The organism is Brevibacterium sp. CT2-23B (genome assembly GCF_013168765.1).
GTDB lineage: Bacteria > Actinomycetota > Actinomycetes > Actinomycetales > Brevibacteriaceae > Brevibacterium > Brevibacterium sediminis.
In genome coordinates this window covers 280,163-299,308 of record NZ_JABBYK010000003.1, presented here as the reverse complement: position 1 = coordinate 299,308, position 19,146 = coordinate 280,163, and the positions used below count along the sequence as shown (strand labels likewise).

The 19,146-nt window shown below is 65.0% G+C and carries 18 protein-coding genes; 8 read left to right on the top strand and 10 right to left on the bottom strand.

Annotated elements, in window-relative coordinates; all coding sequences use genetic code 11:
- Window positions 1-33: 33 nt before the first annotated feature.
- A complete protein-coding gene (locus tag HIM68_RS09925; protein WP_367647499.1) occupies window positions 34-633 on the bottom strand; it encodes a LysE/ArgO family amino acid transporter in 600 nt (199 codons plus the stop codon).
- Window positions 634-703: 70 nt separating this feature from the next.
- Between HIM68_RS09925 and HIM68_RS09920 the strand changes: the two genes are divergently transcribed.
- Window positions 704-1,603, top strand: a complete 900-nt coding sequence (locus HIM68_RS09920) for an ArgP/LysG family DNA-binding transcriptional regulator (protein ID WP_172171788.1) — start codon at window positions 704-706, stop codon at window positions 1,601-1,603.
- A 37-nt stretch (window positions 1,604-1,640) separates the two neighbouring features.
- On the opposite strand, the gene HIM68_RS09915 is transcribed toward HIM68_RS09920, so the two are convergent.
- Window positions 1,641-2,225, bottom strand: coding sequence for a TetR/AcrR family transcriptional regulator (locus HIM68_RS09915; RefSeq protein ID WP_139909196.1), 585 nt, complete (start codon window positions 2,223-2,225; stop codon window positions 1,641-1,643).
- A 148-nt stretch (window positions 2,226-2,373) separates the two neighbouring features.
- Between HIM68_RS09915 and HIM68_RS09910 the strand changes: the two genes are divergently transcribed.
- Window positions 2,374-2,847 carry a hypothetical protein gene (locus HIM68_RS09910; RefSeq protein ID WP_139467908.1) on the top strand — a complete coding sequence of 158 codons (474 nt, stop codon included), beginning with the start codon at window positions 2,374-2,376 and terminating at the stop codon, window positions 2,845-2,847.
- Window positions 2,848-2,941: 94 nt separating this feature from the next.
- Complete coding sequence (locus HIM68_RS09905; RefSeq protein WP_172171786.1) at window positions 2,942-5,080, top strand: RecQ family ATP-dependent DNA helicase; 2,139 nt, start codon at window positions 2,942-2,944, stop codon at window positions 5,078-5,080.
- Between the two features lie 2 nt (window positions 5,081-5,082).
- Here HIM68_RS09905 and HIM68_RS09900 read toward each other — a convergent pair whose 3' ends face one another.
- The 4 genes from HIM68_RS09900 to HIM68_RS09885 form a co-directional block, all read right to left on the bottom strand.
- Window positions 5,083-5,379: a hypothetical protein gene (locus HIM68_RS09900; RefSeq protein WP_139467910.1), complete on the bottom strand. Its 297-nt coding sequence runs from the start codon at window positions 5,377-5,379 to the stop codon at window positions 5,083-5,085.
- A 194-nt stretch (window positions 5,380-5,573) separates the two neighbouring features.
- Window positions 5,574-6,059 (bottom strand): hypothetical protein, encoded by a 486-nt coding sequence (locus tag HIM68_RS09895; RefSeq protein ID WP_216657056.1) that lies wholly within the window; start codon window positions 6,057-6,059, stop codon window positions 5,574-5,576.
- A 70-nt stretch (window positions 6,060-6,129) separates the two neighbouring features.
- Window positions 6,130-6,891, bottom strand: a complete 762-nt coding sequence (locus HIM68_RS09890; RefSeq protein WP_172171784.1) for a VOC family protein — start codon at window positions 6,889-6,891, stop codon at window positions 6,130-6,132.
- Between the two features lie 66 nt (window positions 6,892-6,957).
- Window positions 6,958-7,731 carry an isocitrate lyase/phosphoenolpyruvate mutase family protein gene (locus HIM68_RS09885; RefSeq protein WP_139467912.1) on the bottom strand — a complete coding sequence of 258 codons (774 nt, stop codon included), beginning with the start codon at window positions 7,729-7,731 and terminating at the stop codon, window positions 6,958-6,960.
- A 99-nt stretch (window positions 7,732-7,830) separates the two neighbouring features.
- Here HIM68_RS09885 and HIM68_RS09880 point away from each other — a divergent pair, with 99 nt between their 5' ends.
- Entirely contained in the window at window positions 7,831-8,565 is a 735-nt protein-coding gene (locus HIM68_RS09880) for a DUF998 domain-containing protein (RefSeq protein ID WP_172171782.1), read from the top strand.
- A 4-nt stretch (window positions 8,566-8,569) separates the two neighbouring features.
- Here the strand turns inward: HIM68_RS09880 and HIM68_RS09875 are convergent, their stop codons facing one another.
- Window positions 8,570-10,294 carry an amidase gene (locus HIM68_RS09875; protein ID WP_172171780.1) on the bottom strand — a complete coding sequence of 575 codons (1,725 nt, stop codon included), beginning with the start codon at window positions 10,292-10,294 and terminating at the stop codon, window positions 8,570-8,572.
- A 143-nt stretch (window positions 10,295-10,437) separates the two neighbouring features.
- Between HIM68_RS09875 and HIM68_RS09870 the strand changes: the two genes are divergently transcribed.
- Entirely contained in the window at window positions 10,438-11,061 is a 624-nt protein-coding gene (locus tag HIM68_RS09870; protein ID WP_172171778.1) for a molybdenum cofactor guanylyltransferase, read from the top strand.
- On the opposite strand, the gene ykgO is transcribed toward HIM68_RS09870, so the two are convergent.
- Complete coding sequence (gene ykgO, locus HIM68_RS09865; protein ID WP_139467916.1) at window positions 11,042-11,164, bottom strand: type B 50S ribosomal protein L36; 123 nt, start codon at window positions 11,162-11,164, stop codon at window positions 11,042-11,044. The two genes, HIM68_RS09870 and ykgO, sit on opposite strands and share 20 nt — an antisense overlap.
- 69 nt (window positions 11,165-11,233) lie before the next feature.
- On the opposite strand from ykgO, the gene HIM68_RS09860 reads away from it, so the two are divergent.
- Window positions 11,234-12,238, top strand: a complete 1,005-nt coding sequence (locus HIM68_RS09860; protein WP_172171776.1) for a GTP-binding protein — start codon at window positions 11,234-11,236, stop codon at window positions 12,236-12,238.
- 45 nt (window positions 12,239-12,283) lie between these two features.
- Here HIM68_RS09860 and HIM68_RS09855 read toward each other — a convergent pair whose 3' ends face one another.
- Window positions 12,284-12,685 (bottom strand): Fur family transcriptional regulator, encoded by a 402-nt coding sequence (locus HIM68_RS09855; protein WP_139467918.1) that lies wholly within the window; start codon window positions 12,683-12,685, stop codon window positions 12,284-12,286.
- 227 nt (window positions 12,686-12,912) lie between these two features.
- On the opposite strand from HIM68_RS09855, the gene HIM68_RS09850 reads away from it, so the two are divergent.
- On the top strand, window positions 12,913-14,091 hold the full coding sequence (locus HIM68_RS09850; protein ID WP_172171774.1) for a GTP-binding protein: 1,179 nt from the start codon (window positions 12,913-12,915) through the stop codon (window positions 14,089-14,091).
- 336 nt (window positions 14,092-14,427) lie between these two features.
- Window positions 14,428-18,087, top strand: coding sequence for an efflux RND transporter permease subunit (locus tag HIM68_RS09845; protein ID WP_172172147.1), 3,660 nt, complete (start codon window positions 14,428-14,430; stop codon window positions 18,085-18,087).
- A gap of 81 nt (window positions 18,088-18,168) precedes the next feature.
- Here the strand turns inward: HIM68_RS09845 and HIM68_RS09840 are convergent, their stop codons facing one another.
- The gene (locus HIM68_RS09840; RefSeq protein WP_172171772.1) at window positions 18,169-18,954 is read right to left on the bottom strand and encodes a FadR/GntR family transcriptional regulator; all 786 of its coding nucleotides are present in this window, start codon (window positions 18,952-18,954) and stop codon (window positions 18,169-18,171) included.
- Between the last annotated feature and the right edge of the window lie 192 nt (window positions 18,955-19,146).

The following is a 19,146-nucleotide window of genomic DNA, read 5'->3' as shown; positions in this document are numbered from 1 at the left end:
CGGCGACGACGTCGGTCGCGTCGGCGCAACGTCCTACCCCAGCGCCAGCCGCGCGGCCAGCAGCACGAGCACGACGGCGATGATGACGTCGAGGACCTGCCAGACTCGCGGCCGCCACAAGTAACGGGAGAGCCCACGGGCGCCGTAGCCGATGACGAGGAACCAGCTGATCGAGCCGAGCATTGCCCCGAATGTGAACGGCCACACCCCGTCCGAACCCTGCTGATTCGCGAGGTTGCCGAGCATGACGACGGTGTCGATGTAGACGCCGGGGTTGAGGAACGTCAGCGCCAGAGTGGTGACGATGATGGACTTGAGGGACCGCTGATGAGTGTCCGCCTTCAGCCCGGTGGCTTCGCGCGCCGATTTCAGGCTCGTCCACGCGAACCACAGCAGGTAGGCCACACCCAGCCAGCGCAGGACTTCGAGCGCCCACGGCGCCAACAGCACGATTGCCCCGATCCCCACCGTGCCCGCTGCGATGAGCAGCACGTCGGCGACGATGCAGATGGTGACGACGACGCCGAGGTGCTCGCGACGGATCCCCTGCCGCAGCAGGAGTGCGTTCTGCGGGCCGACGGCGATGATGAGGGACCAGCCGGTGAGAAGTCCGGTGACGAGATGAGTGAGCACGGACTCAACAGTAGAGACCGACTGATCAGAAGAAGAACAACAGAATATGCATCTGATGCACAATTGCTTCATGAACATCGATCACGTCAAGGCGCTCGCCGCCGCTGTCGACGAAGGCACCGTCGAGGGAGCGGCCTTCGTACTCGGCATCACCGCCTCGGCGGCGAGTCAGCGCATCCGCACACTCGAGTCCCGCCTCGGGCAGGTGCTCATCCGACGATCGAATCCGATCACCGTCACCGAGGCGGGGCAGGCGATCCTCCGTTATGCTCGGCAGGTTGAGCTGCTCGAGTCCGAGGCGCTCGACCGGCTGCACGGCATCGACGCCGACTCCCTCGGGCTGGGCGGATCCGGTGACCGGGGTCGTGAGCCCACGGTGCTTCGGGTGGGGGTGAACGCCGATTCGATGGCGACATGGTTTCGCCCGATCTTCGCCGAGGCGGCCGGCTGGGACGATGTCGTCCTCCGCATCGAGATGGTCGACCAGGACAAAGCGCTGCCGCTCTTGGCCTCGGGAGAGGTGCTCGGCACGATCACCTCGACGGCGACCGGCGGGTACGGGACAACGGTCGCCGGGCTCGGGACGATGCGCTACACCGCCGTGGCCGAACGTTCCCTGTTCGATCGGCATTCCACCGGCGCCGAGGCGGATCTGGCCCAGTTGCCGATGGTGAATTTCGGACAGGACGACGACCTGCAGTTCGAGTTCCTCCGCCGCTGCGGTGTCGACGGTCGGCCGCCGATGTCGGTCGTGCCGGGCTCAGCGGAGTTCGCAGCCGCAGTGGAAGCAGGCCTCGGCTGGGGGATGGTGCCGGTCATGCAGCTCGACGATCTCGAAGCCGACCTCGTCGAGATCGGTCCCGATCCGCATATCGACGTCCCGCTGTACTGGCATCACTGGACTCTGGCTTCGGACAAGCTCTCTCGACTGACCGAGGCGCTGCGCCGCGCGGCCGCCAACATGCGGTGATTCGGGGGCGGAGCTGAACTGCCCTCTGTTGATCCGCTCAGGAGCTGAGGAGCTTGCTGATCGTCCACTTGACCTGCTCATGTGCGGCGTCGACGGTCATGGTCTCGGGAGAGATGATCGAGTGCAGGGCGATGCCGTCGACGGTGGTGAAGAGTGCTGTGGCGGTCGGCGCCACCTCAGTCGGGTCGAGATGCCCCTCCTCGGCGAGCAGATTCAGCCAGCGATGCAGGCTGTCATAGGTGACACGGTGACCGTGTTCGAGGAGGCGCCGGGACACTGCCCGCTTCTCCGCTCCAAGGGCATGCAAGTGCATGGAGAACCAGGTTTCGAGCTGCACATCTCGATGCTCATGAGTCGGCAGGAACTGGGCGCAGCACTCATAGAGCCGGTCGGCCGGGTCGCGGTTCGCATCAGCGATGGAGAAGTCCTTGACGACGGTGTCGATGGAGCGCCGAGCGACTGCTTCGTGGAGGTCTGCCTGGGTGGGGAAGTAGTGGCGCAGAGTCGACGGTCCGACCCCTGCTTCCTTGGCCACGGCGCGCACACTGAGGTTCGCGTGCCCAGGCTGCGACCCCTCAGCCAGGCGGATGGCTGCGGCGACGATCTCGTCTCGCTTCGACAACCGTGACTCCTCGCTTCATTGACAACGATGCTTCAACTCAGTGTATAGTACGTTGTACTAGTACGGTGTGCCAAAGCGTTGAAACGGCGCGGCAGGAACAGTGTGCTGACCCGACCAGAGGACCCGAACGGAAGAAGAGAGAGCCCTCATGATCGACAGTCTGCAGGAATTCGCCGGAAACATCCCCGACTGGCTGCAGTGGGCGGGCATTCTGCTCGTCTCGGCCATCCCTTTCGTCGAGTCGTATTTCGGCGCTGTCATCGGCGTCGCGATCGGACTCCACCCCGTGGTCGCCATCCTCATGGCCATCATCGGCAACGTCATCTCAATGCTCGCCTTCGTCTATGGGGCCGGTGCCATCCGCGACAAGGCGACGAAGAACAAAGAGGTCGAGGAGAAGCCGAAACGACAGCGGCTCAAGCGCATGTTCGACAAATTCGGCGTGCCGGGAGTCTCGCTGCTCGGCCAGACGCTCCTGCCCTCGCAGATCACCTCGTCAGCGATGGTCGGCTTCGGTGCGAACCGCAATGTCGTAGCCTTCTGGCAGGTCATCTCGATCATCCTCTGGGGAGTCCTCTTCGGAGTGCTCGCCACCCTGGGCATCGAGCTCGCCCTGCGCTGAGGAGCAGCAGCAAAGGGAAAGTGAAGGACATGCTTTGCCCAGGCCAACTGGGGGATGGGCCTGCCGTGTCACACCCTCCACCTAGACTGGCCCCATGACGGAATCCACCCCGACATTCCCACCCGTTGCCGAGTCGCCCGGCACCCCTGATGACTTCGCGATCGAGGCGCAGCGGATCCTGGCCGAGCTCACCGCGAACCCGAACGCGCAGTTCCGCGATGGCCAGCTCGAGTCCATCCGCGACCTCGTGCAGGCGAAGAAACGCGTCCTCGTCGTCCAGCGCACCGGGTGGGGCAAGTCAGCTGTGTACTTCGTGGCCACTCGGATGCTCCGGGCCTCAGGCACCGGGCCGAGTCTCATCATCTCCCCGCTGCTGGCGCTCATGCGCGACCAGATCGCCGCGGCCGAACGTGCCGGAGTCCGTGCCGCCAGTCTCAACTCCTCGAACGTCACCGAATGGGATTCCGTGCTCGAGGACCTCAAGGCCGGCAGTCTCGACGTCCTTCTCGTCTCTCCGGAACGGCTGAACAATCCGCAGTTCCGCGACGAAGTGCTGCCACAGCTGCTGGCCTTCCTCGGACTCATCGTCGTCGACGAAGCCCACTGCATCTCCGATTGGGGCCACGATTTCCGCCCCGACTACCGCCGCATCGGCCGGATTCTGTCCGAACTGCCACGTGACACCCCGGTCCTCGCGACGACGGCGACAGCGAACTCCCGCGTCGTCACCGACGTCGCCGAACAGCTCGGCGACGACACCACCGTCGTCCGCGGTGAACTCGCCCGTGATTCCCTGCGCCTCGGCGTCCTGCCCGGACTCGACGCGAGTGCCCGCATCGCCTGGCTGGCCTCGCACCTGAACGACTTCACCGGGTCCGGCATCGTCTACACGCTCACCGTCTCCGCTGCCGAGGACATCACCCGAATGCTGCGCGAACAAGGCCACGAGGTCCGCGCCTATACGGGCCGGACCGATGCCGAAGAACGCGCGGAACTCGAGCAGCAGCTCAAGGACAATCGGATCAAGGCGCTGGTGGCCACCTCGGCGTTGGGCATGGGATTCGACAAACCGGACCTCGGATTCGTCATCCACATCGGCGCGCCCTCCTCAGCCGTGGCTTACTACCAGCAGGTCGGCCGAGCCGGCCGCGCCACAGACTCCGCCGATGTCCTGCTGTTGCCCGGAGCGGAAGACGAACAGATCTGGGAGTACTTTGCGACTGCGTCGATGCCCAATCAGGACGATGCGAACGCCGTGCTCGCAGCCCTCGCCGAGGCGGACGGCCCCCTGTCCGTGGCCCGCTTGGAAACTTTGGTCGGAACCAAACGCTCCCGTCTCAACCTGCTGCTCAAGACCCTCGAAGTCGAAGACGCGGTGTCGAAGGTCAAAGGCGGGTACGTCTCGACCGGGTTGGGCTGGACGTATGACCGGGAACGCTATGAGAAGGTCGCGGCCGTCCGAGCCGAAGAGGCCCAGGCTATGCTCGATTATGAGGCGACAGAGCAGTGCCGGATGGAGTTCCTCATCCGTCAGCTCGACGATCCCGACCCGCAGCCGTGTGGGCGCTGCGACAACTGTGCGGGAGTGTGGTTCTCTGCCGAGATCTCCGACGAACAGCGCCAAGTCGCGGCCGGGAACCTGCACAAGATCGGCCTGCCGATCGAGCCGCGCAGCACCTGGCCCAGCGGACTCGCCAATATCGGTGTCCCTCTCAAAGGTCGGATCTCGGCTGAAGAGCTCGCCGAGGAGGGACGTGCCATCGCCCGCCTCTCCGACCTCGGACAGGGGCAGAGTCTGCGCTCGTTTCTCGCCCCTGATGCTCCCGATGCAGAGGTGCCCGGTCAGATCGGCAAGTGGTGTCTTGAAGTCCTGGCACAGTGGGATTGGAAAACACGGCCCGAGGTGGTCGTATCGATCCCGAGCAATCGCCGTCCTGTGACGGTGCGGTCTCTGGCCGCGAATCTCGCCGCGGCCGGCCGACTTGTGGACGGCGGGGAACTGCTCCAGGTAGGCGATCACGGCACCCCTGATGTCAACAGTGCTTTCCGCGTCAAAGACCTCTATGAGGCCTTCGTTGTTCCTCCGGAGATCGAGGAGGCAGTGGCCGGGAAGTCAGTGCTGCTGGTCGACGACGAGGTCGTCTCGCGGTGGACGATGACGGTCTGCGCACGATTGCTGCGCAAGGCGGGAGCCACCTCGGTGCTGCCGTTTGCCCTTGCACTCCGGGCCTGAGGTCAATTCGACGAGCCGTCCCGGAGCTGACCCCAGCCGAATTCGGTCTCCGATATTTCATCTCGAAGATCTTCGAAGAATCGATCTCGCGCCTCATCCATGCTTTCGTGCATATAGGAATCTGAAACGATGACGCTGAGAGTCTCTCCGCATGCCTGAATAGACGCTACGAATCGATCGAGCCTAGACCCCTCAGATTCGATAGTAAGTTGTTCGAATTCGGCATCAGTAAGCAGCTTCTGAATCGCTGGAATTACTATGTATTCGATCCTGCCGTTCAGTTCCGTGCTGATGTCCAAATGGATCCGCCCTCTTTGATTTCCAGTCGTGCGACACTCTCGGCCGTCGGCTCGTTGGTTTCGAGCTTAAACGTCGGCTAATGAAGATGCCATAAATACAGAGACTGTCGCGATGTTCATTCTGAGACTTATTCAGCGACCGCATGATTTCAAAGCTCACCATCAAGCGTGCTGGATGACTTGCAGCGGTACCTCTAACTCCTCTGCAGGTCTCTGACCAGGCGCGGAGTTGACCGGCGTCCGACCTTCACTGTCCACTTCGACCACGGGTAGGAGAGCCGGACATGGAAATAGTTGATGTATTCGGCGACCGCAAACAGCCAGATGACGATGATGAGAACCGCGCTGAGCGAAACGCCGGGCCAAGCGACGACGATGCCGATGAGTGAGGCGAGAAGCACCAGCGGGTTGATGACTCGCAGAAACCGATAGATTCGAGCCACCGGTCTTGGAATCGGGGCCGGCAGATGATGCCGAGCGATCAGCCAGTAGATTCCGGCCTGGACGAGGATGAAGAGCAGCGGGGACAGTGCTGCCCATAGCGCTGCTTCGGTTCGATCGGCCGTGACGAAAGCGAGCCGTGTCGGAATGACAGCGAAGACCGCTGCGGCGACGATCTCCCCGAGCCCCAGGCTGAGGAATCGCCGCCGCAGCGGTGCAAAACGGTCGGTGTCAGTCACAGCCGGATCAGCGACTGCCGAAGGGGCAGTCGACCGGAACAGAACCGGGCCGCCTCGGCGAGGCTGACGGTCACAGATTCTGCTGCAGCTGGAACGTCGCGCCTTCCGGATCGGTGACCGTGACGATGCGACCGTATGGGGAGTCTTCCGGACCGGCGAGCACCTTGCCGCCGAGCTCGGTCACCTTCGCTGCCGCAGCATCGGCGTCGTCGACGTTGAAGTAGGTGCGCCAAAAGGAATTCTGTGCCCACTCGCTGGCATCGCAGATTCCGGCCACGGCATCGTCGCCGTCGCCGTGCGTCGAGTACGGGAAGCCCTCCATCGGAGTGATGTCGAATGAGAAGACCTTGGCATAGAAATCATTCGCTGCCTGGTAGTTCGTCGTCATGAGCTCGAACCACACGGGAGTTCCCGGTGAGAGCGGAGTATCGAAGCCGGAGAACTCGCCGGGCTGCCACATGCCGATGGGCGAACCAGTCGGATCGACGACGACGGCCATCTGGCCGAGCGGGCCGACGGGCATGGGTCCGACGACGTCCGCAGCACCGGCACCCAACGCTGCCTGGTGGACTCCGGCGATGTCCCCAGTGTGCAGGTAGGTCGACCAGGCTGTGGGCATCTCCGGGCTCGGGGTGCCGTCCATGTTCATGGCTCGCATGGCGCCGCCGACGTTGCCTCCGTCCTTCGTGATCATGTTGTAGTGGCCGAAGTCCTCACCCATGTCGGTGAATTCCCAGCCGAAGAGCTGATTGTAGAAGTTCTGGGCGGCCTCGAAGTCCTGGCAGACATAGTCGATCCAGATCGGCTGGCCTTCGCGGGGGTTGGCAGGCAATGCGTCTCCTCTTGTGATTGGTGGAGGTGAGTTGCAGTGAATGGTGCCGACGGCAGCGGGATGACCCTACTGCCAAGCGCGCGTGAAATCCGCGAAGCAGTCGGTCAGCGCCGCCTGCAGAAGCGGACCGAAGGTCACGCGCCCGACCCCGAGCTCAGCGAGCTGTGAGAGGTCGAGTTCTTCGGGCACCGCGCCCTTGATCGGGTGCGCGGTGACATTGAGCGGCAGAGTGATCTGCGCGAGGATCGACTTGAGTGTGCCCACATCGGGCAGACGGACGGGGTAGACGGAGTCCGCGCCGGCGTCGGTGCACAGACGCAGACGTCGTACCACCTCGGCGGTGGGGTCTTCGAAGTCGCCGGGATATTTGAACACGTCGGTGCGGGCGTTGATGACGACGTGGACCCTTTGAGCCTCGGCCGCTTGGCGCAGACTCCAGATGTATTCGGCATGCTCCTCGGGGCTGCGCATGCTGCCGCGACTGTGCACCGTGTCCTCGATATTCACACCGACCGCTCCGGCCTCGAGGAGACCGGCGATGAGCTCGGGAGCGGGGGTGTCGTAGCCGGATTCGAGATCCGCGGTGACCGGAACATCCACCGCCGAGGTGATCCGTGAGATCCCCTCGAGCGCTTGCTCGAGCGTCATCTGCTCACCGTCGCCGTGGCCGAGCGAATCGGCGAGCGGGTGCGACCCGATGCTCAGAGCGTTGAAACCGACGTCGACCATCGCACGAGCCGACCAGGCATCCCAGACAGTCGGTAGCACGAGAGGTTCGTCCTGGTGATGTCCCTGCAGAAGGGTGAAAGCGCGTTCGGCGAGAACCGTGTAATCGACCATGGTCAATACTTTTCCACTGTTGTGCCTCGACACGCCAGGGGTCGGACTGGTTCACCAGAAGGTTTCAGGCAGGCGCAGTGATAGCGTGAACAACATCCGATGTCGCCGTACGGAGGAGCAGAGGTGGCCGGTTCGGGCGCCATCCGCGTTTCGCCCAAACCCGAGCGGGTATGGGCACTTCTCGCCGTGCTTGCCGGCATGGCCACGATCCTCATCGAGATTCCCGCGGCACTGATGTCCGAAGGCGGCTATTCGTTCACTCAGCAACCCATCAGCCATCTGGGGATGACCGGATGCGGGGACTGGGGAGACGTCGGAACCCCGATCGAGGTCTGCTCACCGGCCCATCCCTTCGTCAACGGTGTTTCCATCATCGCCGGATCGATGCTCGCGATCATCGCCTTCATCTGGCACGACTGGATCGCCCCGAGTCGCTGGGGCAGGTGCGGATCCTTCCTGCTCGCCGCCGGCGGAATGCTGTTGGCCGGAACCGGGATGGTCCCCGCCGATATCGACCCGACTCTGCATGCTGTCTTCGGTTTCGGCGGATCCGGAATCCAGAATCTCGGTCTGCTCGCCGCGGGCGTCGCCTTGACTCGCTGGCCCGAGAAGCGCTGGATCGGTCCCGTCGAATTCGGCGGGCTCACGCTCGGACTGGGCGCTTTCGGCCTCGCCGGAGCACTGATCTTGGCCGCATCCGAGACCTGGAACCTGCCCGTCGGGATCGTCGAGAGAGCCGCGTCCTACCCGTTCCTCATCTGGTTCATCCTCGCCGGATGGATGCAGCTGCGTGACGCCTCCAGGCGAAAGCGCGAACTCGCCTCCGGGCGCTGACGATCTACAGCCGCGGAGTCCGCGGCGGCACCTGGCGACGGTCGCCGGTCGCCTCGAACGCCGCTGCGATCTCGATGAGCGCAGAATCGTCCCAGCCTCGTCCGGCGATCGTCAGGCCCACGGGAATCCCGGTATCGGACATGGTGCCCATCGGCACCGTCACCGAGGGAATGCCCAGATGCCTGGGCACGAGGTTGCCGTTGGCCACCCATGTGCCGTTGCGCCAACCGAGTTCGGCCGAAGCCTCATTGACATCCATATCGGCCGGTCCCACATCGGCCATCGCCGGGAAGATCACCGCATCGAGGCCCCGCTCATCCATCCATTCCTCGAGGTCGACCCGGCGGGTCTCCTCGAGCCCGCGCACACCGGACTCGAGCTCCGGGATCTCCGTGACCGAGGCGTAGCGATTCGTGCGCACCTGCTCCGGGTAGGTTGCGATGTCATCGTCGAACCCGACGTAGCGATCCGGCAGCGCACCGGGTGGGTGGGGGAAGATCAAGGCTCCGTCCACCTCGGCGAGGGTGTTCAGTTTGGGGTCGCCGTTCGCGGCGAGGAAGTCATCCCACCCCCACGACGAGAGGTCGTTGATCTCCCGGTCGAGGTAGTCGGCGGTGACGAAACCCCGCGTCGCGATCGTCGGCGCACCGGGCCGGTCGCCCTCGTAATTGCTCACGACCGGGAAGTCGGTCTCGACGACCTCGGCGCCTGCGGATTCGAGGTCGGCTCGCGCCGCCTGCCAGGCCTCGATCACCGAGGCGCGCGTCTCGACGCGTTGTCCCGTGGGCCCGCCGATACCGCCGTCCGGGTTCGTCCCGGCCTCGTCATCGGCGTTGATGTACATCCGTGGCACGCCGAGGCGTTTGCCGGCCAACACCGACCCAGCCGCCGCGACCGATTCCGGCAGCAGTGCGGCATAGGAATCCGGGCGCACCGAGCTCGCCTTCGGGATATCCACCCACGGCTGGACGCGCCAGAAGTCCCCGCGAGTCTGCTCGTCGTCGGCGACGATGACGTCGAGGACCTCGGCCAGGTCGGCCATCGTGCGAGTGTGGGGGACGACGACGTCCATGGTCGGCACGAGCGGCCAGTTTCCGCGGACGCTGATGACCCCGCGCGAGGGGGTGTAGGCGATGAGCGCATTGTGTGACGCTGGGGCTCGGCCCGAGGACCAGGTCTCCTCGCCGAGCCCGAAGGCTGCGAAGCTCGCCGTCGTGGCCGTGCCCGATCCGTTCGAGGAACCGGAGGCGAAGGCGCTGGTCAGCCAATCCGCGTTGTACGGGCTTTCGGCGCGACCATAAAGCCCGCGCTGCATGCCGCCGTTGGCCATCGGCGGCATGTTCGTCAGACCCAAGCAGATGGCGCCGCCGGCGCGCAGCCGTTCGATCGTGAATGCATCTTTCTGTGCCACGAGATCGGCGAAGGCCGGGGATCCGGAGGCCACGGTGAGGCCCGCGACCATATAGCTGTCCTTCGCGGTGTACGGAATCCCGTCGAGGGGGCCGAGCGTCTCACCGGCCGCGCGTCGTTCGTCGGAGGCGGCCGCCTCGGTGAGGGCTTGCGGGTTCTTCACGATCACGGAGTTGAGTTTCGTGTCGGTGTCGGGGCCGTCGAACGCGGCGATCCGGTCCTGATAGGCCTCGACGAGCTCCACCGAGGTGGTGCGGCCGTTCTCGAGGGCGGCTCGCAGATCGGCGATGGACGCTTCGACGACATCGAACTTCGACATGATCTTCCTCCGGGCACTCGACGGTGCGTGCGCGATGTGGGTGTGTTCCTGCCCAGAGTAGCGCCGATTCGCCGAGGACGGGCTGCGGATTTCGTTGTCCTCGAGGTGCTGAGTGCGGTATTCGCGGTCTGTACGATCGAGGCATGACGGTCAACGCGATCATTCTCACCGGCGGTCGCTCGCGACGCTTCGACGGTATTCACAAACCCGGCGTCGAGGTCGACGGACGGTCGACGATCTCCCGGATCCTCCAGAGCATCCGCGGTGCGGCAGCCGACGCCGAGGTGTGGGTGGCCGGACCCGCAGACGGACTCTCGGCGGCGGAGCAGAAAGGCGTCCGCGTCGTGCGGGAAGAACCCGAGTTCGCGGGCCCTTTGGCCGGGATCGCAGCCGCGGTTGCGGCAATGCCGACTGAGGCGGACTTTCCGGCCGAGACGGCCGATGTCACCCTTGTCCTGGCCGGGGACATGCCGCTGATCACGGCGGGCCACCTCGGTGAGCTCATCTCTGCGTGTCGTGCCACCGGACGTCCGGCCACGGGCGCCGACGATCGGGGAAAGACGCAGTTCCTCTGCGCGGCCTGGCCGACTCGGCTGCTGCGTGCCCGTCTCACGGAGATCGGCGACCCGACGGATGGGGCGGTGAAGCTGCTCTTCGCGGGACTCGAGCCGGTCGCGGTCGCTGTGGACCCGGAGGTAGTGAGCGACTTCGACACTGCAGCCGAGCTCGAAGCGATTCGAACCCGGCTCAGCCCTGACGGGCCTTGAATCGAGGATTCTTCTTGTTGATGACGTAGACGCGGCCGCGGCGGCGGACCACCTGCGAACCGGGCAGTGACTTCAGCGAACGCAGCGAACGACGAACCTTCATGGATGCGACTCCTTAGTGAGAATGAGTATCATTAGAGATAATACTATGTTCTCCAGCGAAGGGAAGCGAATGCAGGGATCAGACGAACGCGGCCGGAGTCTCATCGTCGACGGAATCGAAGCGATCGCCGTCGTCGGACTCTGCGCGGCTGAGCGCAGGCGCTATGCGATGGGTCTGGCCAGGGATCGCGGTTTTGTCTTCGTGCCCGCGGAGCAGACGGAACAGGGCATCGAGGCGATCGACCGCCTCGTCGATCTGGTCGGAATGACATCCGGGGTGCACGGGTTCGTCCTCGAATACGGGGAGGACGCGGATTGTGCGGAGATCATCGGAGCTCTGAGTGCTCCCGACGCGCGAGCCGTGCTCACCGACCTCGTCTGCGTGCTCGACCTTGCCTGCCTGCGCAGCGATCTCGATTCGGAAGCGCGCGCCGGAGCCCTGGTTGCGCAGATCGAATTCGCCTCGACACTTGCTCTGCTGGCGCCCGATGCAGCCGACTCGGCCGGGGCCGAGGCGGCCATCGGGCTGATCGCGCACCTGGCACCGGAGGCCGAGCGCTTTCTCCTGCGCGACGGCGCGGTGCATGAGCCGGTGTGCTGGCAGTTCGGGCACCGACCTCCCGCCGCGGGGTGGACGGCGATACTCAACTCGGAGTTTCGGCCCCCGGCTCGGTCGGGAGGTGTCCGCGCCTGCCGTTTCGAGCAAGCGCGACCCTTCCACCCGCAGCGACTGCAGGCAGTGCTGAGTGCGGCTCTCGGCGAAGGCTGCTGGGGGCGAATCGTCCGTTCGGCCGGCTTCGCGAAGCTTGCCTCCCGACCCTATGTGACCGCGCATTGGGATCATGCAGGCACGCTGCTGACGTTCTCACCGCTGACCGCTGATCCGCTGCCCGGTGCAGAGCTGTTGGCGCTCGGTCAGGATCTCGCCTTCATCGGCTTCGACCTCGACGAGGCGGGGCTGTGTGAAGCGCTCGACCGCGCCGTCCTCACCGATGCTGAGCTTCTGGCGGGTCCGATGGCCTGGCTCGAGTATCACGACGAGTTCCCCGCATGGGACTCCGCGCACCGCGGATGACGCCAGCGGTCTTAGTCTGACGCCGGGGCGGTGCTCCGGCTGCGCTCAGCCGGACGCCCGACATTCGGCGCACAGGCCGAAGATCTCGAAGACGTGGTGTGTGATCTCGAAGCCGTTCGATGCCGCAATCTGACGCATCCAGTCCTCACTCGGCGGGTCGATCTCAACGGCGGTGCCGCAGCGCTCGCAGACGAGATGGTGATGGTGCTCGGTCTGCGCGCAGGCGCGGAAGAGCTGGGTCTCGGCGATGGTGATCGTATCGGCATCGCCGCCGCGTGCAAGCGCATTGAGCTGCCGGTAGACGGTGGCGAGGCCGACGCTGGCCCCTTCGTCTTCGAGGCGGCGGTGGAGCTGTTTGGCGGAGACGAAGCGGGTCTCGGTCTCAAGGGCAGAGCGGATGAGTGCCTTCTGTGCGGTGCTACGCGTCTTCTTCTGCGGAGCTGCCATGGGAGTCCTCCCTTATAGTCTCTGTCGAACTCATCGTCGACGTCACAGGGGCATATGCATGAACGCGCATATGCGAGAGAAATAATGAAACACGTTACCATTAACGGGCGGTTCACCCGCATCTCTACGATTGACCCCGTACCGAGAACGGGGCCCGCGCGCACAGCGGAACCCGCGCTGTCGAGCCACCGAGCACGAAAAGCGAGCACGACCACCGAGGAGGCGCAATGAGCGGCCCCACCCGCAGACCGGCGATCCCGGTCATCCTGCTCACCGGCTACCTCGGTGCCGGAAAGACGAGCCTGCTCAACCACCTCCTGCGCCACCCTGACGCCCGCATCGGCGTCATCGTCAACGACTTCGGCGACCTCAACATCGACGCCGGACTCGTCGTCGGCCAGGTCGACGAACCGCTGTCGATCTCGGGCGGATGCGTGTGCTGCCTGACCGATGACTCCGAGCTCGAAGACGCGCTCGTGGCGATGACGAACCCCAAGCTGCGCCTCGACGCAATCATCGTCGAGGCCAGCGGATTCGCCGAGCCCCTGACCCTGGCCCGCATGATCACGCGCATGGGCCACCACCGATTCCACCTCGGCGGGGTCATCGACGTCGTCGACGCCACCATGTACTTCGACACCATCGATACCTCGAGCCTGCCGCCCCTGCGTTTCGCCGCGACGACATTGGTGCTGGTCAACAAGCTCGACCAGGTGCCGGTGGCCGACCGTGGGACCACGGTCGAGGCCGTGCGCGCCCGCGTCCACGAACGCAATCCGCGCGTCATCGTCATCGGCACCCACCACGCCCGCCTCGACCCCACACTCATATTCGATCCGGGCGAAGGTGAGCAGGACCTTCGCCGAGGCGGCTCCGACGCCGGTGATGACCCGATCCAACCTGAGTTGCCGATCCGGGAACTGCTGCGTCAGGCCTACGCCGAGGCGGCGGTCGACGAGATCGGTGACGACGAGGTCGATGCGGAATCCATGCCACACCGCCACGCCCAGTCCGTGACCGTCACCGGCAGCGGCCCTGTCGATCCGGATGCGGTGATGGATTTCGTCGAAGACCTCCCGCCCGGGGTGTACCGCGTGAAGGGCACCGTGCTCGCGGCTGTGGGATCTCGCAGGCGCAGCTTCGGTGTGCAGGCTGTGGGTCCGAACGTCTACGTCGCGGAGGCGGCCCGACCTGTCCCGAAGACGCCGTCCTTAAGCGCGGGGAATGGTGATCGGCCGGATGCCGACAGCGTCCTCGTCGCCATCGGAGAGGACTTCGACACCGAGGCGGCCGAAGCCACTCTGACCGCCGCCCTCAACAGCGACGCCGCCGGAGGCCTGGATGTCGCGGCATCAGGCAGTGACCGTTCCGAACGCCTCCTCCACCACGTCCGCCTCCACACCTAATTGCTACCTGACGGCGGCCCAGCAACCTCGCGCCAGGTTGCTGGGCCGCCGTCAGGTAGTAAGAGGAGGGGATCCTCCGGTTTTTTCCGTGTTTCCTGAGGGTGGTCTGGGGGACAACTCCCGTGCCGGGCACCTGTGACCGCTTCTAGGGTCGGAACGTGCCCCACCGAACGGCCGTGATCGACCTGCCGGGAACAGCAGTGAGAATTCATCCTTTTGGGGGACACCGTTGCCTACTTTTGGGCGATCCGCTGAGGCGATCCGCTTGGAAGACTGACTGGAGCGCCCCGCTCACACCCCCGAACCCGGAGGAACCCCGTGCACCTGATCACCCGGATGAGTCTGAAGAACCGCCTCATCGTCGGATTGCTCACCCTCGTGATCGCCGTCTTCGGCATCGTCGCGACCACCTCACTCAACCAGGAGACGATGCCCTCGGTCGACCTGCCCGGCACTTCGGTGCAGGCCACCGTCCCCGGCGCTTCTCCGGAGGTCATCGAGGAGACTGTGACCAAGCCCCTCGAAACTGCGCTCGACGGGGTCGGAGAGCTCGAATCGGTGACCACCTCCACCTCGTCGGGGATGATGACCGCCGAGGTGACTTGGCCCTTCGGCAAGGACTCCGAAGAGATGACCGACGCCGTCCGCTCGGCCGTCGACGGAGTGAAGTCCGACCTGCCCGCCGATGCGGAAGCCGAGGTGCTGTCGTATCAGATGGATGAGGTCCCGGTGACGATGTTCGCCGTCTCCGGTGGAGACTCCGCCACCCTCGGTGACCGTCTTGAGACTGACCTCGTCCCCGAACTCCGCGCTCTCGACGGAGTCTCGAACGTCGAGGTCACCGGCCAGGACGAGCAGCGAGTCTCCATCACCTTCCGCCCCGAGGACGTGGCGGAGAAGAACGTCGTCGAATCCTCCGTGCCCGATGAGCTCGAAGCCGCCGGCACTGTCGTTCCCGCTGGCCAGAGCTCACGGGGCGACACGTCGATGGCCGTCGAGGTCGGCACTGAGGTCGACGCCGTCGAGCAGATCAAGAAGACGCCACTGCGCACCGCGGACGGCACCGTACTGCTGGGTGAGGTTGCCGACGTCGACCTCGACTCGGTCGAGAAGACCTCCCTGTCCCGTGCCGACGGCAGGGATTCCGTGACCGTGTCGGTGACCAAAGACCAGGACGCCAATGTCGTCGACGTCTCCCACAAGGTCGCCGACACCCTCGACAAGGTCGGTCCGAAGCTCGGCGAGGACACGGAATTCTCGACGATCTTCGATCAGGCTCCGGAGATCGAGAAATCTATCCACGACCTCTCCGTCGAAGGCGGACTCGGCCTGATCTTCGCGATCTTCGTCATCCTCGCCTTCCTCGGCTCGTTCCGTTCGACCATCGTCGCCGCGATCTCGATCCCGATGTCGCTGCTCATCGCGATGATCGGCCTCATGGTCGGCGACTACACGCTGAACATCCTCACTTTGGGCGCCCTGACGATCGCCGTCGGCCGCGTCGTCGACGACTCCATCGTCGTCATCGAGAACATCCGGAGACGCCAGGGCACGAGCGACCTGACGGTCGAAGACATCGTCGCCAGCGTCAAGCAGGTCGCCGGTGCCATTACCGCCTCGACCCTGACCACCGTCGCCGTGTTCCTGCCCATCGCGTTCGTCGACGGCATCGCCGGACAGCTGTTCCGGCCCTTCTCCGGCACCGTGTCCTTGGCACTGCTGGCCTCCCTCGTCGTGGCGCTGACGATCGTCCCCGTGTTCAGCTATTGGGTCCTGCGCCGCAGCCCCAAACCGCTCTCGCCCAAACGGCAAGCCGCCACCGACCGCAGCTATGAGCTGTGGGCGGCCAAGCAGCACCGCCGCTCGGTGGCCCGTGCCGAACGCCGCCAGAAGGCGATCGAGAAGAAAAACGCTAAACGCGCGGCCAAGGGCAAGGACCCGCTGCCGGACGCGACCGTCGAACCCGTCGTCGCTCCCGCACCCGGAAACGGTGAGGCCTCCGGCCGAGTCGATCGCCTCCAGCAGCGCAGCCTGCCGGCGATCATCTCGGCCCTGCACCACCCCTGGAGGACCATCGCCTTCTCCGTCGTCATCTTCGTTGTCACGATGATGTGCGCGACCTTCCTCAAGACGGACCTGCTCGGATCGGCCGGGCAGAACTCCGTGTACATCACGCAGACCCTCCCCGCCGGCGCTTCGCTCGAAGCCGGTGACAAGGCCGCGAAGCGCGTGGAAGCCGTGCTTGGCGATGATCCGGACGTCGACACCTACTCGACGACGGTCAACGGCCCGGAATCCGGAGCAGAGAACCAGTTCAACGTCACCCTGGCCGAAGACTCCGAGGCCGAGGTCGCGACGAACCGCCTCCGCACCCAACTCGACGACCTCGGGAAGGACGCGGGCGAGATCGACGTCCAGGACGCTGGCGGCTCCGTCAGCGAGGACGTCGAGGTCACCCTTTCGGGCACCGACCTGGGTGCGCTGCGAAAGGCTGCCGACGAGGTGACGAAGAAGATGGCGGACACCGACGGCGTACAGTCCGCCCGCAACGACCTCGCCGCCGATCAGCCGGTCATCGAGGTCGACGTCGATAGGGAGAAAGCCGCCGACTACGGATTCAGCCAGGCTGAGGTCGGGCAGGCCATCGCCGCCGCACTCCACGGTGTCGAGGCCGGCACCATCACCCTCAATGGCCAGGAGCGCGTCATCACTCTCGCTCCGACTCATCCGGATGCGACCCCGGACGAGATCCGTGCTCTCGAACTGCCCGTCACCGAGGTGCAGACGCAGAACGCCCAGGAGGATGCGACCGATCGGGTCGAGGAGAAGACCGATGCCCGCGCCGAGGAGGCCAAGCGCAAGGCCGCTGACGAATCGGCCGAGCAGCTTGAGTCTGCCCGTGAAGCTCGTGACAACGCGGCCGACCAGCTCGAACAGGCCCGCAAGGCCCTGCGCGATGCCGAGAATCCGCCGCCGGCTCCGAGCCCGGGCGACATGGCTGCCGACCAGGTGGAACAGGCCCGCGAAGGCGTCGAACAAGCAGAGAAGGGACTGAAGGAAGCCAACGACGCCATCGACGACCTCGTCGACGGCCAGCGTGAACAGGAGCAGAGCCAGGAGGAGGAAGAAGCGCTTGCCGATGAGCAGGCCGCCATCCCCGACATCAAGGGCGAACCGATCACCGTCGACGAGATCGCGGAGGTGAAGAAGACCGAGACCCCGGCGACGATCGACCGTGCCGACGGAGACCGGAAGGTCACCGTGTTCGCAACTCCGTCCAGCGGTCAGCTCGAAACGGTCACCGCTGCGGCCACCGATCTGACCGAGACCATGGATCTGCCCGACGGAGTCAGTTTCGACGTCGGCGGTGCCAGCCAGGAGCAGGCGGAATCCTTCGGTCAGCTTGGTATGGCGATGGCCGTGGCGATCGTGCTCGTGTTCCTCGTGATGATCGCGACGTTCCGCAGCTTCGTCCAGCCGCTCATCCTGCTGGTGTCGATTCCGTTCGCAGCGACCGGAGCCGTGCTGCTCCTGCTGGCGACCGGCACACCCTTGGGCATTCCCTCACTCATCGGTCTGCTCATGCTCATCGGCATCGTCGTGACGAACGCGATCGTGCTCATCGACCTCATCAACAAGCTGCGGGAGGACGGACTCGACCTCATGGACGCGATCGTCCACGGCACCCGACTGCGCCTGCGCCCGATCCTCATGACCGCGGCCGCGACGATCTTCGCCCTCGTGCCGATGTCGCTGGGGCTGACCGGTGGGGGAGCGTTCATCTCGCAGCCCCTGGCGATCGTCGTCATCGGCGGGCTCACCTCGTCGACGGTGCTCACGCTCGTCCTCGTCCCCGCCCTCTACCTCCTCGTCGAACGGCGCAAAGAGGTCCGGGCGGCACATAAGGAGGAGAAGCGCGCCAAGAAACGGGCCGAGAACCAAGCGCGGATCGAAGCGGAAACCGCCGAGGTGGCCCAACGTTCCGACGACCAGTAAACCCCTTAATTACTACCTGACGGCGGCCCAGCAACCTCGCGCGAGGTTGCTGGGCCGCCGTCAGGTAGCAATTGGGGTGGGTTAGGTGTCGGAGAGGCCGGGTAAGCGTGAGGCGGCGAAGCGGATGTGCTCTTCGGTCAGGGCCGCAGCCTCCTCGGCGCGACCGGCGGTGATGGCGTCCATGATCCCGTGGTGTTGGGCTTGCAGCTTCGCCATCAGCGCCTGCTGGTCGTCGACGCGGCTGAATGAGGAGAAGATCGACTTCCGCAGAGAGGTGCGGATGGCCCCGGTGAGGTCGGAGAACAGCTGATTTCCAGCCGCCTGAGCGATGGCGACGTGGAACGCGGTGTCCGCGTCGTTGAAGGTCTCCAGGCTGATCCCGGGAGTGTCCATCATCGCCAGCTGCGCATTCACCTCTGCCAGTGCGTCCTTATCGGCTCGGGTCGCCGCGAGGATCGCGCTCGAGCGTTCGAGCTGGATGCGCGTCTCCGTCACGTCATCGATGCTGAAGTTCGTGAGCGCAACATGAAGGCGGAGGAAACGAGTGAGCGCGGCCGAGGGCATGGCGGCGATGAACGTGCCGGCACCGCGGCCGGACCCGCCAGATGACCGAACGACGCCGAGGCTGTCGAGCACGCGCAGCGCTTCGCGCACACTGGCGCGACTGACGCCGAGCTTCGTCGCCAGGTCGCGTTCGGCAGGCAGAGGATCTCCGACGCCCAGTGAGCCGGTCATGATCTGCTCTTCGATGGCGTCGATGACGAGCTCATAGGTGCTCGCACGGTTCACGGGTTTCCAGTCGGGGCCCGCAGCCGCCTCGGTGCTGTCTGCCTGATCCGGGCGGACCCCATTCGCATCATCATTCATGGTCGTCTCCACCGCGCCATCATGTCATGCCTCTCATTGCTCGTCGTCCTGCTCGTGGGGTGTGACCGGAACCGCTGCCGGAAAACATTTGACGCAGATCACACCCTCGTCCTATGCTCAGATTAATGGTCTGACCTCATAAAGGCCATACTGAAAATTCTGATCGTTCGAGTTCGGAGCGCGTTCACAGGG

Coding starts and splice junctions, on each gene's coding strand:
- HIM68_RS09920 (WP_172171788.1), top strand. CDS start 704: ATGAACATCGATCACGTCAAGGCGCTCGCCGCCGCTGTCGACGAAGGC.
- HIM68_RS09910 (WP_139467908.1), top strand. CDS start 2,374: ATGATCGACAGTCTGCAGGAATTCGCCGGAAACATCCCCGACTGGCTG.
- HIM68_RS09905 (WP_172171786.1), top strand. CDS start 2,942: ATGACGGAATCCACCCCGACATTCCCACCCGTTGCCGAGTCGCCCGGC.
- HIM68_RS09885 (WP_139467912.1), bottom strand. CDS start 7,731: ATGGTCGATTACACGGTTCTCGCCGAACGCGCTTTCACCCTTCTGCAG.
- HIM68_RS09880 (WP_172171782.1), top strand. CDS start 7,831: ATGTCGCCGTACGGAGGAGCAGAGGTGGCCGGTTCGGGCGCCATCCGC.
- HIM68_RS09875 (WP_172171780.1), bottom strand. CDS start 10,294: ATGTCGAAGTTCGATGTCGTCGAAGCGTCCATCGCCGATCTGCGAGCC.
- HIM68_RS09870 (WP_172171778.1), top strand. CDS start 10,438: ATGACGGTCAACGCGATCATTCTCACCGGCGGTCGCTCGCGACGCTTC.
- ykgO (WP_139467916.1), bottom strand. CDS start 11,164: ATGAAGGTTCGTCGTTCGCTGCGTTCGCTGAAGTCACTGCCCGGTTCG.
- HIM68_RS09860 (WP_172171776.1), top strand. CDS start 11,234: ATGCAGGGATCAGACGAACGCGGCCGGAGTCTCATCGTCGACGGAATC.
- HIM68_RS09855 (WP_139467918.1), bottom strand. CDS start 12,685: ATGGCAGCTCCGCAGAAGAAGACGCGTAGCACCGCACAGAAGGCACTC.
- HIM68_RS09850 (WP_172171774.1), top strand. CDS start 12,913: ATGAGCGGCCCCACCCGCAGACCGGCGATCCCGGTCATCCTGCTCACC.
- HIM68_RS09845 (WP_172172147.1), top strand. CDS start 14,428: ATGAGTCTGAAGAACCGCCTCATCGTCGGATTGCTCACCCTCGTGATC.
- HIM68_RS09840 (WP_172171772.1), bottom strand. CDS start 18,954: ATGAATGATGATGCGAATGGGGTCCGCCCGGATCAGGCAGACAGCACC.